11 protein-coding genes are annotated in these 12864 nt (G+C 63.9%); 6 read left to right on the forward strand and 5 right to left on the reverse strand.

Features of this window, described 5'->3' with window-relative positions; genetic code table 11:
- The 3 genes from FJ417_RS32460 to FJ417_RS32470 form a co-directional block, all read left to right on the forward strand.
- Window positions 1-1816 (forward strand): FAD-dependent oxidoreductase (locus FJ417_RS32460; RefSeq protein ID WP_140786277.1); only part of this gene is annotated, 1816 nt, incomplete at its 5' end.
- Window positions 1817-1901: 85 nt separating this feature from the next.
- Entirely contained in the window at window positions 1902-3413 is a 1512-nt protein-coding gene (locus FJ417_RS32465; protein WP_181183365.1) for a glycosyltransferase family 39 protein, read from the forward strand.
- 15 nt (window positions 3414-3428) lie between these two features.
- A complete protein-coding gene (locus tag FJ417_RS32470; protein ID WP_140786279.1) occupies window positions 3429-4769 on the forward strand; it encodes a Xaa-Pro peptidase family protein in 1341 nt (446 codons plus the stop codon).
- On the opposite strand, the gene FJ417_RS32475 is transcribed toward FJ417_RS32470, so the two are convergent.
- Both FJ417_RS32475 and FJ417_RS32480 read right to left on the reverse strand, forming a co-directional pair.
- Window positions 4737-5576 (reverse strand): PhnD/SsuA/transferrin family substrate-binding protein, encoded by an 840-nt coding sequence (locus FJ417_RS32475; protein WP_140786280.1) that lies wholly within the window; start codon window positions 5574-5576, stop codon window positions 4737-4739. The two genes, FJ417_RS32470 and FJ417_RS32475, sit on opposite strands and share 33 nt — an antisense overlap.
- 75 nt (window positions 5577-5651) lie before the next feature.
- Window positions 5652-6662, reverse strand: a complete 1011-nt coding sequence (locus FJ417_RS32480) for a fatty acid desaturase (protein WP_140786281.1) — start codon at window positions 6660-6662, stop codon at window positions 5652-5654.
- 231 nt (window positions 6663-6893) lie between these two features.
- Between FJ417_RS32480 and FJ417_RS32485 the strand changes: the two genes are divergently transcribed.
- From FJ417_RS32485 to bmt, 3 genes are all read left to right on the forward strand, one after another.
- Window positions 6894-7751 (forward strand): helix-turn-helix transcriptional regulator, encoded by an 858-nt coding sequence (locus FJ417_RS32485; protein ID WP_140653510.1) that lies wholly within the window; start codon window positions 6894-6896, stop codon window positions 7749-7751.
- Between the two features lie 68 nt (window positions 7752-7819).
- Window positions 7820-8422, forward strand: a complete 603-nt coding sequence (locus tag FJ417_RS32490; protein ID WP_140786282.1) for an urea carboxylase-associated family protein — start codon at window positions 7820-7822, stop codon at window positions 8420-8422.
- An 83-nt stretch (window positions 8423-8505) separates the two neighbouring features.
- The gene (gene bmt / locus FJ417_RS32495; protein ID WP_140786283.1) at window positions 8506-9528 is read left to right on the forward strand and encodes a betaine--homocysteine S-methyltransferase; all 1023 of its coding nucleotides are present in this window, start codon (window positions 8506-8508) and stop codon (window positions 9526-9528) included.
- An 8-nt stretch (window positions 9529-9536) separates the two neighbouring features.
- On the opposite strand, the gene FJ417_RS32500 is transcribed toward bmt, so the two are convergent.
- The 3 genes from FJ417_RS32500 to FJ417_RS32510 all read right to left on the reverse strand — a co-directional run bounded on the left by FJ417_RS32500 (window position 9537) and on the right by FJ417_RS32510 (window position 12713).
- Window positions 9537-9821 (reverse strand): hypothetical protein, encoded by a 285-nt coding sequence (locus FJ417_RS32500; RefSeq protein ID WP_246672478.1) that lies wholly within the window; start codon window positions 9819-9821, stop codon window positions 9537-9539.
- Window positions 9822-9960: 139 nt separating this feature from the next.
- Window positions 9961-12147: a VWA domain-containing protein gene (locus FJ417_RS32505; protein WP_140786284.1), complete on the reverse strand. Its 2187-nt coding sequence runs from the start codon at window positions 12145-12147 to the stop codon at window positions 9961-9963.
- Between the two features lie 2 nt (window positions 12148-12149).
- Complete coding sequence (locus tag FJ417_RS32510) at window positions 12150-12713, reverse strand: RNA polymerase sigma factor (protein ID WP_140786285.1); 564 nt, start codon at window positions 12711-12713, stop codon at window positions 12150-12152.
- Between the last annotated feature and the right edge of the window lie 151 nt (window positions 12714-12864).

Consider the following 12864-nt stretch of genomic DNA (forward strand, 5'->3'; position numbering starts at 1 on the left):
GATCTACACCCGCCAGGAGCGCAACGGCATCTTGCTCGGCACCTACGAGAAGGCCTGCAAGCCGTGGTCGCCGGTCAACACCCCGTGGGATTTCGGCCATGAGCTCTTGCAACCCGACATCGATCGCATCGCGCCGTCGCTGGAAATCGGCTTCAAGCATTTCCCCGGCATCGAGAAGGCCGGTATCAAGCAGATCATCAACGGCCCCTTCACCTTCGCGCTGGACGGCAACCCGTTGGTCGGCCCAGTGCAGGGCCTGACCAATTTCTGGTGCGCCTGCGCCGTGATGGCCGGCTTCAGCCAGGGTGGCGGCGTCGGCCTCGCGCTGTCCAACTGGATGGTGCATGGCGATCCGGGCTTCGACGTCTGGGGCATGGACGTCGCCCGCTTCGGCGAATGGGCGAGCCTGCGCTACACCAACGCAAAGGTGCGCGAGAATTATTCGCGCCGCTTCTCGATCCGCTTCCCCAACGAGGAGCTTCCCGCCGCCCGCCCGGCGCAGACGACCCCGCTCTACGACATCATGCTCGCCAACAATGCCGTGATGGGCGACTCCTGGGGCCTGGAAACCCCGCTCTGGTTCGCGCCGAAGGGCACGGAGCCCAAGGACATCGTCTCCTTCCACCGCTCCAACGATTTCGGCCCGATCGGCGAGGAAGTGCGCGCCACGCGCGACAAGGTCGGCGTCACCGAGATCGCCAACTTCGCCAAATACGAGGTCTCGGGACCGGGCGCGGAGGATTTCCTTAACCGGTTGATGACCAACCGCATGCCGAAGGTCGGCCGTATCGTGCTGACCCCGATGGTCAACGAATTCGGAAAGCTGATCGGCGACTTCACCATCGCCAAGACCGGCGAGGACCGCTTCATGATCTGGGGCTCTTCCGCCGCGCAGAAATACCATATGCGCTGGTTCGAGAAACACCTGCCGAAGGACGGCCCAAGAGCGTCGGAGGTGCGCGTCCACCGCTTCGACCAGACGCTGGTCGGTCTGTCGATCGCCGGGCCGAAGTCGCGCGACCTGTTGCAGAAGCTGGTCGATGTCGACGTGTCGACAAAGGCCTTCCGCTTCATGGACTTTCGCGAGATGGCGGTCGGCGGCGCGCCCTGCATGGTCAACCGCATCACCTATACCGGCGACCTCGGCTACGAGATCTGGATGGCGCCCGCCTATCAACGCTTGGTCTACAAGGCGATCAAGGAAGCGGGCGCGGAATTCGGCCTGGTCGATTTCGGCATGCGCGCTCTGCTGTCGATGCGCCTGGAAAAGAACTTCCCGACCTGGTTCCGCGAGTTGCGCCCGATCTACGGACCGTTCGAGGGCTCGATGGACCGCTTCATCAAACTCGAGAAGAACGACTTCATCGGCCGCGAGGCGTCAGCGAAGGAGCATGCCGACGGGCCGAAGCTGCGCCGCGTCTCCTTCATCGTCGACGCGGCGGATGCCGACGTGATGGGCGACGAGCCGATCTGGGCCAAGGTCGGCAAGGACTACGGCACGGTCGAGAAGCCGCATGGCTATGGCGCGCCGCGCTTCGACACATCCGGCAAGGAAGTGCGTGGCTCGAAAGCCGCCGAAGGCGCTTCCGCCGTGCGCGGCATCGTCGACGGAGACTGGCGCGTCGTCGGCTGGGTCACGTCGGGCGGTTATGCGCATTACGTCCAGAAGTCGATGGCGCAGGGCTATGTCCCCGCGGCCCTTGCCGAGGACGAGAGCGCCGGCCTGTTCGAGATCGAAATCCTCGGCCACCGCCGCCCGGCCCGCATCAATGTCGAGCCGCCTTTCGACCCGAGCGGCGAGAAGATGCGGACCTGAAGCCCTACGAATTGTTGGATTGCGTCGGTTGCTATGGCATGGTCCGAGCCCGCTAGCGGCGCATCAGCATGAGAAGACCACCCCCTTGCGGCAGCTAGAGAAATGGACCGATTGGCTGTGCGATGAACGGGTCGGTCCATTCAGCGCCGCGGTCGCCTCGGTCCTCCTCTACTGCCTGACCCAGATCGTCGTGATGGCCCTGTTGTCCCATGCTGCGGGCACGGGTGTCGGCGTCGACGATTCCGAGCAATTGATGGAAATGCGGTTCCTGGCCGCCGGCTACGGCAGTTCGCAGCCGCCTTTATACACCTGGCTGGCGATGCTCGCGGCCTCGCTGGTCGGAACCAGCGTCCTTGCCCTCAAGATCGTCAAATACGGCCTGCTGGCCGCAGGGCTGGCCGCCTATTTCACCGCCATACGCCGCCTCGGCTACTCCAACCGCGCCGCCGCGGCCGGCATGTTCGGGCTGCTTCTGTTTCCACAGATCTTCTGGGAGATGCAGCACGCCCTCACCCACTCGGTCGCCATATTCTGTTTCACCTCGGTGCTGCTTCTGGCGCTGGTCGAGGTCGAGAAGCGGCGATCGGCCATCGCCTACGCGCTGTTCGGCCTGGCGACGGCTGCCGCGATGCTGTCGAAATACAACATCGTCATCTTCCTCGCCGCCTTGTTCCTGGCGGCTCTTTCGGTTCGCGAAACGCGCCAGGCGATCCTCGACCGCCGTTTCCTGATCAGCGTGGCGGTGGCGGTCCTGGCCTGCCTGCCGACGCTTTATTGGAGCCTCACGCATCTGGAGGATCTGCTCTCGCATCAAGGGGGCCTGGGCGTGGCCGAAGGCGGCGGCGTCGCGCATACGGCATTTCTCGGCATCCGCAGACTGGTCAATGCGATCGCCAATTTCGCTGTATTACCGGTAGCGATTTTTGCCGTCGCTTATGTCCTGGCGACAAGGAAACGGACGGAGCCGCCTCAGCCGGTAAGATGGCCGGAAAAGCTGTTGTGGCGGGCGATCGTCCTTGGCTTGTTGGTCATGGTGACGGTCGTGTTGGCAGCCGGCATCACGCAGTTTCGCGACCGCTGGATGCTTCCCGTCTTTATCCTCTTGCCCGCGGCCCTTGCGATGCGTTTCGACGCGATCGGCCAGAAGGGCCGGAAAACGCAAGCCACCATCGTCTTCGTCGGCGCAGTGCTTGCCATCCTTGTACTGCCGCTGAGCTGGTACATGCACCTGCATGGCGGCGACAGCCGCGGCGGTATCGTGCGCATGGATTACCGGTCGCTCTACGACCAGATCAATGCCGACGGGCCGGTCAAGACCGTGGTCTCGAGCTGGTTCTGGGTCGGCAATCTGCGCCTGGTCGATGCCGGTCTCATCGCGCTCGACGACGAGACGCCGGACTTCGCCAGATCGATCCGCGAACCGGCGGTGCTTGTGCTTACCGACGACAGGGAATCGTCCTCGGACGTCTTCGAAGAGTTGGCGAGGGCCGGCTACGCGATGGACACCGTCCACCGCACTATTGAAGTGCCGCAGGCACTCGGCTTCCCGCCGCGCAAGGTCACAATCACCAAACTGCACAAGAAGGGCGCGCAGTAGGTTTCAGGGGAACGAATGGACACGCAACGCTTCGGCCGCCACCGCAAGATCATGCCCTTCGAACCAGGCTCGGTCGAAGCGCTGCGCGAGGCCTCGCGCGAGAAGGCGGCCTCGCTCAACCAGCATGTGCTGGGCTATGGCGAGACAGCTGAGGCGGAATGGGCCGCCGCCGGCATCGCCGCGCCCGATCTGCCCGCCATGCGCAGATACCGGCTGGACCGCATTCGTGCCGAGCTGAAGCGCCGCGACTATGCCGGCGCCCTGCTCTACGACCCGGTCAACATCCGCTACGCGACGGACTCGACCAACATGCAGCTCTGGGTCGCGCACAACCCGACACGCCATTGTTTCGTCGCCACCGAAGGGCCGGTGGTGCTGTTCGACTATTTCTCCTGCGAGCATCTGTCCGACCATTCGGGTGTCGTCGACGAGGTGCGCCCGGCCGTGTCGTGGATGTATCTCTACAGCGGCGGGCTTACCGAGCAGAAGGTCCGGCGCTGGGGCGCGGACATCGCCGAACTCGTTGCCGAGCATGGCGGCGGCAACCGCCGCATCGCCGTCGACCACATCAATCCCGAAGGCGTGGAAGAACTCGCCCGCCGCGGCATCGCGACAGGCAACGGCGAGGCGGTGATGGAGAATGCACGCCTCATCAAATCGCCGGACGAGATCCTCGCCATGCGCCGCTCGATCGTTGCCTGCGAGGCGGCGATGGGCGAGATGCAAGTGGCGCTGAAGCCGGGCATCTCCGAAAACGAGTTATGGGCGGAGCTGCATCGAGGCAACATCGCGCGCGGCGGCGAATGGATCGAAACGCGTCTTTTGTCCTCGGGACCGCGCACCAATCCCTGGTTCCAGGAATGCTCCTCGCGCGTCATCGAGGATGGCGACCTCGTCGCCTTCGACACGGACCTGATCGGTCCGTACGGGTTCTGCGCCGATCTTTCGCGCACCTGGCTTTGCGGCGACAGGCAGCCGTCGAACGAGCAGCGCGATCTGTTCCGCATCGCCGCCGGCCAGATCGCCCACAATGCGGATTTGATGCGACCGGGCATCTCCTTCCGCGACCTCGTCGAGCGCTCGGCGGTGCCGCCGCACGACTGCTATCCGACACGCTACGGCGTGCTCTATCACGGGGTCGGCCTGGCGGACGAATATCCGACACTGCCGCATGCCGGCGACTGGACCGCCGACACGCCGGACGGGATGCTCGAACCAGGCATGGTGCTCTGCGTCGAAAGCTATATCGGCAGGCTGGGCGGACGCGAGGGCGTCAAGATCGAGGAGCAGATCCTGATCACCGAGAGCGGCAACGAGAAGCTGTCAGCCTACAGGCTGGACGAGCGGCTGCTCTGACGCGCCGCTTTCGACCGTCGCGACGGCCTCGCGCATCGCGGCAATGGTTTTTTCCGGCGTCGTTCCGGCGGTGATGTAGGGCAGGCCCTTGCGCCGCGCCGTCCAGCCGACCACCCTCACGCCTTTCGCCGCCGGCTCGAAACGCTGCGCCAGCGCCCAGCTTTCGCAGTCGATGGCCGCGATATCGGCCCTGCCTTCCGCGACCGCCACGATCGACGACCGGTGGCCGCCGCTTTCGCTGCGTGAGGCGAAGATGTCCAGGCTTTTGTCCATGGCCTCCAGGTCGCGCGTCAGCCCGATCAGCCCGGACATCGAGTCCGGATCGTTGAAGGTGAAGCGTTTGCCGCGAATGAGATCGAGCGGGATGACAGCCTTGCCATCCGCCGGCGAGGCGACTGACGGTCCGCCGTCCGCGGCCATCACCAACGCGCTGGAATAAAGCTCGCCCTGCCCGCCCTCGAATGCATCGTAGCTTGGCTGGGCAATCACCTGCACATGCAGGGCGAGGCCGAGTTCCATCGGCCCCCAGCATGTTTGCCCGAAGAGCAGCGCCGGGCTCAGCCAGAGCTGGAGAAAATCGAACTCGTCCGGGGGTAGCGTTGCCGGGTCGGGCGCGATCGGCTTGCCGGCGTCATCGCGAATGCCGCCAGGCACCGGCGGCAGTTCGCGATTGCTGCGCACGACCGCCTCCGGCGCATCGATGCCCCTTTGCCGGAAGGCATCGCGAAGCCGCGCCCATTGCGCGTCGACTTCGCCACGCGCCTCTGGCCAGTCATACATCGGCAGGGCCGCAACGTACTTGCTCATGTCGAATGGCTTTCAAAGACAGGCGATCTTCAGCGCCTGCGTTCCGCCGCGAAAAAGCGGTCGCGGAAGTCGAAACTACTCTTTCGGCGGCTTCGCCGGAACCGGGGCCGTGCCGAGCCCATTGACGTTGCGCGCCCTGACCCGCGGCTTGAAGGCGCGACCGGGCTCCGGCGCGCGCCGCAGCACCGGGTGGACGATCGGCTCCTTGGCCTTGAAAGCGTGAGCTTTCAGCATCGCGAAATAGTTCGGATAGGCGTAACCGTTGTTCATCCGCAGCCACTCTTCGCGCCGCTCGCGAAACAGCTTCGGCAACCTGTACCAGGCAATGGTCGGGCTCTTGTGATGAACGAAATGCAGGTTGTTGTTCAGGAACAGGAAGGAGAGCGGCGAACGCTCCACGATCACCGTGCGCCCTTCCGGATGCTCCGACCACTGGTGCTCGGCATAGGTGCGGATCGAGATCAGCGACTGGCCGAGCCACACCGGCACCAGGATATAGAGCCACAGCGGAATGCCGAAGCCAAACGTGACGATCGGCACCACAACCGCGAGACCGATGGCATGCAGCAGCCAAGCCTTGCGGATCGCCTTGTCGCCGGCGAGGATCTGCTTGGCGTCGTCGATGAAGAAACCGACCGAGGACAACCACGGACCGAGAACGAAGCGGCCGATCATGGTGTTGTTGATCTTGAGCAGAAGCTTCATTGTCGGCGGCAGCTCGTCATGCATCCAAAGCGCCTGGTAATAGCTCTCAGGATCGTCGAGCGGATCGGTCAGGCGCTCGTCCGCATGATGGCGAAGGTGGATGGTCTTGAAGCGGCGGAACGGCCACACCATGCCGATCGGCAGGAAGACGCAGGCTTCATTGATCCTGGCGTTGCGGGTCGGATGACCATGCAGCACTTCGTGCATGATCGAGGATTGCAAAGCCAGGATAAACGGCAGGACGGCAAGCGCCAAAAGCGGATGGGATGGCCACAGAAGGAAGCCGACGGCGAGCCATGCGCCGTAGCAGAAGAGTGTGAGGAAGACCGTCGGCCATTCGACCGCTGGTGCGCTGCTACGTCTCTTCATGCCGGTATTCATGCTTCTTGCCATGCTATCGACCACTGCCCTCCAGTCGCCGGAACCAACTCGATTCCTGACAACATTGTGTCAGGAGCCTGCCGTTACATCAACGCGACAATGCGCACAAACTGTTGCGAATGCGCATTTCTGGCTGCATATGTTATACATTGTAAACAAACATGGGGATTCATTTCCGCCTGAGCCACGCTCCGGCGCAAATTTTTCCTCTCCGGAAGCAGGAGCAGCGTGGTGGACAAGCGCGATCTGTCGACGACCTTTCGGGAGCGCCTGAAATTGCTCTTGACACGGTCCGACTTGAACCAGTCGGCCTTCGCGACAGCGGTCGGGATCGACCGTTCGGCGCTGTCGCAACTGCTGTCCGGCGCCTCGACCCGCCTGCCCCGCGCCGAGACCCTCCTCAACATCGCCGCCGAGTTCAAGGTGTCGCTCGACTGGCTGCTTGGCCTGAGCCAGGACGAAGGCGTCACCGGCGAAATAAGAGAAAGCCTGGAGATCGAGGAGGCGCCCGACGGCTTCGACCGCACGCTTTTGGCCAAATGGCATGCCGAGGCCGCCGGCACGAAGATCCGCTACGTGCCCGCCGGCATTCCAGACCTTCTGCGCACCGAGGCACTGGTGGAATACGAGGCCGGCATCACCAACAAGAGCCGTGAGGCACAAGCCGGCGAGACGCAATACCGCATCGACTACACAAGGCGGCCGGAGACCGATATGGAGGTTTGCATGCCGCGCCATACGCTGGAGATTTTCGCGCGCGGTCTCGGTGTCTGGGACCGTTTCCCGGAGGCCGAACGGCGCAAGCAATTGCTGCACATGGCAACGCTGCTCGACGACCTTTACCCGACTTTCCGGCTGTTTCTCTATGACGGCCGCATGCGCTATTCGATCCCGTATACGATCTTCGGCCCCTATCGCGCCGCTATCTATGTCGGCGACATGTACCTGGTGTTGAACGCCACCCAGCCGGTCCGCACGCTCACCAGCCATTTCGACAATCTGATCCGGGCTGCCGACATCAACGCGCATGAGGCGGCGAGTTTTGCGCAGAAGCTGGCCGCAATGTCCTTCCCGTCAGGCTCTGTCTAATCGGCTCCATCGGCGCCATCTTGGCGATCGGCCATAGGCCGGCCGCCGCTCATCGTTTCGGGAAACCCATGCAAGCACCGCGTTACATCGTTGTTCCTCCTCAGTCGGGCCGTTCCATGCGCGTCAGGCGCGGCGATCTGATCCGCATCGTCGATCCCAAGGGCCAGCAGGTCTCGGACCTCTGGGCCTTCTCGACCGAAGGCAGGCTCGACTGGCTGAGCACCTCGCAGACCCGCGACATCACCGAGCGGCTGTTTCCGAAACCCGGCGACCATTTCTACAGCGCCGCCGGCAAGATCGTGTTGACGCTGATCGAGGACGCCTCGCCCGGACCGCACGACATGCTCTACCCGGCCTGCGACAGCGCGCTCTACGAACGGGCCGGCCTGCCCAATCACCCGAACTGTCGCGACAATCTGATGAGGGCGCTCGGCGCGGAAGGCATCGAACTGCCCTTCGCGCCCGACCCGGTCGATCTCTTCCAGAACTCCATGCCGCAGCCCGACGGGACCTTGGTGGTCCAGGCATCGATCAATCCGCCGGGCGGCTACGTGACGCTGCGCGCCGAACAGGACCTCCTGCTTGTCGTCACCGCCTGCTCAGTCGATCATCACCCGACCAACGGCGATGCCTGCACTGAGATCGAGGTCGAGATCACTCCGGCTTCGTAAGGCCTTCGCGGCCGCAAGCTCGTTGACTGGACATAAAGACTTCTTTATATCGTTATTTGAATTCGAACACGAAAGCCAAAGTCATGACCGCGACCAACCCGATTGACGCCCTGCTTGCCGAAAAGGGCGTGCTCCTGGCCGACGGCGCCACCGGCACCAATCTGTTCGCGATGGGTCTCGAGGCCGGCGAGGCGCCTGAGCTGCTCAATGAGACTTCGCCCGAGACCATTGCCAGCCTGCATCGGAATTTCGTCGACGCCGGCGCCGATATCATTCTGACCAACTCCTTCGGCGGCACTCGCCACAGGCTGAAGCTGCATCATGCGCAGGATCGCGTTCACGAGCTGAACAAGCGCGCCGCCGAGATTGCCCGCTCCGTCGCCGACAAGGCCGGCCGCAAGGTGATCGTCGCCGGCTCCGTCGGCCCGACCGGCGAATTGCTGGTGCCGCTCGGCGCCATGACTTACGACGATGCGGTCGAGGCCTTCGCCGAACAGATCGAGGGCTTGAAGGCCGGCGGCGCCGAAGTCGCCTGGATTGAGACCATGTCGGCGCCGGACGAGATCCGCGCCGCGGCGCAAGCCGCCATCCGTGTCGGCCTGCCCTATACCTATACCGGTTCCTTCGACACGGCCGGCCGCACCATGATGGGCCTGCTGCCGAAGGATATCCACGCCGTCGCCGATGGCCTGTCGCAGGCCCCTCTCGGCGTCGGCGCCAATTGCGGCGTCGGCGCTTCCGATATCCTGGCTTCGCTGCTCGACATGACCGAGGCGAAGCCGGACGCGACCGTGATCGTCAAGGGCAATTGCGGCATTCCGGAATTCCGCGGCGCGGAGATCCATTATTCCGGCACGCCGGAGCTGATGTCCGATTATGTGCGGCTGGCGGTCGATGCCGGCGCCAGGATTGTCGGCGGCTGCTGCGGCACCTCGTTCGCGCACCTTGCCGCCATGCGCAAGGCGCTGGACGCGCACACCAAGTCGACCCGCCCGACCGTCGAGACTATCGTCGAGCGCATCGGCCCGATGCGCAACAAGGTGGCGACGGCAAACACCGCCGAGACCAGCGAAGCCCGCCGCGAGCGCCGGCGCAGTCGCGCCTGATACGATTTCTACTTGCTGTTTTCAGCGTAGCGCGACAGCGCGGTATTGAGATCGGTGCCGGCACTGCCCTGATTGTCGGCGCCCATCGTCATCAGGGCGCCCGATGCGCCGGGGTCGCTGATCTGTTCCAGCATCACGCGAAAACGGTCGTTGTTGAGGGCCGAAAGCGCTGTGTTGCGCGCCGCGTCGACATCGTTCCTGATGCGCGCGGATTCCGCTGAAGGAGCGGACGGTCCGCGCACCGGGGCATTGAGCGCCGTCGAGTTCGCGTTCCCGATTGTCGTGATATGCACTGCTGATCCCTCAAATCTCTATCAGCGTTGACTAACAGAAGCTCGTTGCGGCGAGGTTCCGGAAAAGCAGCGCAGTTTAACGATCGCAAAAAGGCCGGCGGGATTTTCTCCCGCCGGCCTTCCTTCAATCCGCAATGGCCTACTTGTTGCCGTCCAGCGATGAGGCCAGGCGCACCAGCGACAGGAACTCCGCCCTGTAGCCGAACGGATCGGCGCCGCGCGCGGCGTTGGCGATCTCCGCGATCCGGTCGTAGCCGAAATTCGCCGTCTGATCCTCGTCGCGCAGCTTCTGCCCGAAGGCCGCGACCGCGACTGAGAACCGCTGGTCGGCGCCGGCAGCGTCGAAGGACGAGACCTCGTTGGCGGCGGTCACCGGCGTGGTGATGAGCTTCGAGACATTCTCGTTAGGCAGCTTATAGCGGATCTTGACGAAGGCATATTCGTCGGCATTTGCGATGCCGCCATTGTCGACCTTGGCTTGGCCGTAGCGCAGCGGGTCGACCTGCTCGCCGCCGCTGCCCTTCGGCGTGATTTCATAGACCGCCGTCACCGAGTGGCCCGAGCCGATATCGCCGGCATCGACGCGGTCATTGTTGAAGTCCTCGCGCTTGAGCGCGCGGGTCTCATAACCGACAAGACGGTATTCCGAGACCTTGGCCGGGTTGAACTCGACCTGGATCTTGACGTCCTTGGCGATGGTGAACAGGGTCGAGGATGCATCCTCGACCAGCACCTTCTCGGCTTCGGCCAGCGTGTCGATATAGGCCGCCGTGCCGTTGCCGTTCTGGGCGATGGTCTGCATCATCTGGTCGTTCAGATTGCCGCGGCCGAAGCCGAACACGGAGAGGAACACGCCCGTCTTGCGCTCGCTCTCGATCAGCCGCTTGAGGTCGTCGTCATCGGTCTGGCCGACATTGAAGTCGCCGTCTGTGGCCAGCATCACCCGGTTGACGCCGTCCTTGACGAAGGATTGCTGGGCAAGCTTGTAGGCCTCGCGGATGCCTTCCTCGCCGGCCGTCGAGCCGCCGGGCGCCAGATTGTCGATTGCCGCGAGGATCTTCTGCTTTTCGGCCGCCTTGGTCGGCATCAGCACAGTGCCGGCATTGCCGGCATAGGTGACGATCGAAACGGTGTCGTCGGGCTTCAGCTTGCTCACCAGCAAGCGGAAGGCGGACTTGAGCAGCGGCAGCTTGTCCGGCTCGTCCATCGACCCCGACACGTCGATCAGGAAGACCAGATTGGCCTTCGGCTGCTCGGCCGGCTTCACGTCGAAACCCTTGATCGCGACATGCATGAGCTTGGTGTGCTCGTTCCACGGCGTTGGCATGACGGTGACGGTCGAGTTGAACGGCGTTGAAGCCGATTTAGGGCCCCTCCAGTCATAGGGGAAGTAGTTGATCATCTCCTCGACGCGGACCGTGTCCGGGTCGGGCAGAGCGCCTTCCTTCAGCGAGCGCCGCACGAAGGAATAGGAGGCCGTGTCGACATCGATCGAGAAGGTCGAGACCGGATCCTGCGCAGTCTCATGCACCGGATTGGTCTTGAAGGTCTCGATGCGATCGCGGTTTTCCTCCTGCGGCTGCAGCTGGTCGGCCGGCATGGGCGCGGGCTGCACCATCAGCTTGGAATCGGCGAGGGCGGGCGGAGACGCTGGAACGGCGGCCGCGCCGCCTGCCGGCGTCTTGTCGGCCCGCTCAACCTCGTCGACGCTTGGCGGCGGTGTCATGGACATGATTACCCTGTTGGACGACCCGCCCTTGCCGCTGGCCGCGAGCTGGCCGCTCTCCGCCGGCGCAGGCTGCAGGGCGCGCTTGCTCTCCGGCGCAGCCTCCTGCCTTAGCAGGCCGTCGACCTCTGTCGCCGGCTGCGGCCCCGCCGGCGTCATTTGTGAATTGGCCCGGGTCTCGTCCGTCTTCTTTTCATTTGCGGGCGCCGCTGCCAGCGGCTCGTTGATCGCGGGCTGTTCCGGCGCAGGCTTCTGCGCCGCCGGCTTGTCTGCCACCGTCTCGGTGACGCTGCCGTTGCCGCCGATGACCCGCGGCTGTTCCTTCAGCATCTCGAAAGCGGCATAGCCGGCAATAGGCAGCGCGACCAGCGCGGTGATGGCCGGCGTGGCGATGAGTTTCCGTTGCATGATGTCTCTCCAGAGCATTCTTGCTCGCTCCGTGAGACGAAGGCCTGCGGGCGTTCCTTGGGGGACCGCGGAAATTCTTTCGTCGAGGTCGAAAGCCTGCATCGCGGCGGTGAACGCGCGCGCCTTCGCCTCGCCGTCCGGCGCCGGTACCGCGATGTCGCGCAGCCTTTCGAGTTCGTTGTCGTCGACCATGGTCACACTTCCCCGGCTGAGCGCATCAGCAGCTTCAGCCGTTTCTTCGCTTCATGGATGTACCAGGAAACCGTCGCCTCCGAGATCGCCATCACCTCCGCCGCCGCGGCGTGGTTGAGACCTTCGCCATAGACCAGCAGCACCGCGTCGCGCTGCTTGTCTGGCAGCATCCGCACCGCCGCCCACAGCGCCTCGGTCGGATCGTCGGCCTCAGCCGGTGCTTCGCCGGCAATCGACGTATAGGCGCCGTAGGCATCGGTCTTGGCGGTATCGCGGGCGCGCTTGCGCATCATGTCGCGCGAAGCGTTTAGCGTCATGGCATAGAGCCATGTCCTGAAGGCGCCGCTGCCCTGATAGTCGCGGATCGCGCGGCCGAGCCGCACGCAGACGTCCTGGGCGACGTCCTCGGCATCGGTCTTGCGTCCGCACCAGCGATAGGCGGCGCGATAGACGAAACCATAGTGCCTTTCGAGCAATCTGCCGAAAGCACCCCTGTCTCCGCCCCTCGCCCGCACGATCAATTCGGCATCGGAGGCTTCGCCGTCGTCCAGCATCATCGCCGTCATTTGCCTGTTGGACGAAGGCTAATGGCCAATCCTTGGGGCGATGCAAAGATTTTTTTGCACAAACATTCCTTCACCCCCCTTGCGGGCAGGGCTATCGCATATGAGTGATCGCATTGATGAGATAGTCGTCGTTCCAGGCGCATTTCTTGAT

The sequence above is a fragment of the Mesorhizobium sp. B3-1-7 genome, from assembly GCF_006439385.1.
Taxonomy (GTDB): domain Bacteria; phylum Pseudomonadota; class Alphaproteobacteria; order Rhizobiales; family Rhizobiaceae; genus Mesorhizobium.

Coding starts and splice junctions, on each gene's coding strand:
- FJ417_RS32470 (WP_140786279.1), top strand. CDS start 3,429: ATGGACACGCAACGCTTCGGCCGCCACCGCAAGATCATGCCCTTCGAA.
- FJ417_RS32475 (WP_140786280.1), bottom strand. CDS start 5,576: ATGAGCAAGTACGTTGCGGCCCTGCCGATGTATGACTGGCCAGAGGCG.
- FJ417_RS32480 (WP_140786281.1), bottom strand. CDS start 6,662: ATGAATACCGGCATGAAGAGACGTAGCAGCGCACCAGCGGTCGAATGG.
- FJ417_RS32490 (WP_140786282.1), top strand. CDS start 7,820: ATGCAAGCACCGCGTTACATCGTTGTTCCTCCTCAGTCGGGCCGTTCC.
- bmt (WP_140786283.1), top strand. CDS start 8,506: ATGACCGCGACCAACCCGATTGACGCCCTGCTTGCCGAAAAGGGCGTG.
- FJ417_RS32505 (WP_140786284.1), bottom strand. CDS start 12,147: ATGGTCGACGACAACGAACTCGAAAGGCTGCGCGACATCGCGGTACCG.
- FJ417_RS32510 (WP_140786285.1), bottom strand. CDS start 12,713: ATGACGGCGATGATGCTGGACGACGGCGAAGCCTCCGATGCCGAATTG.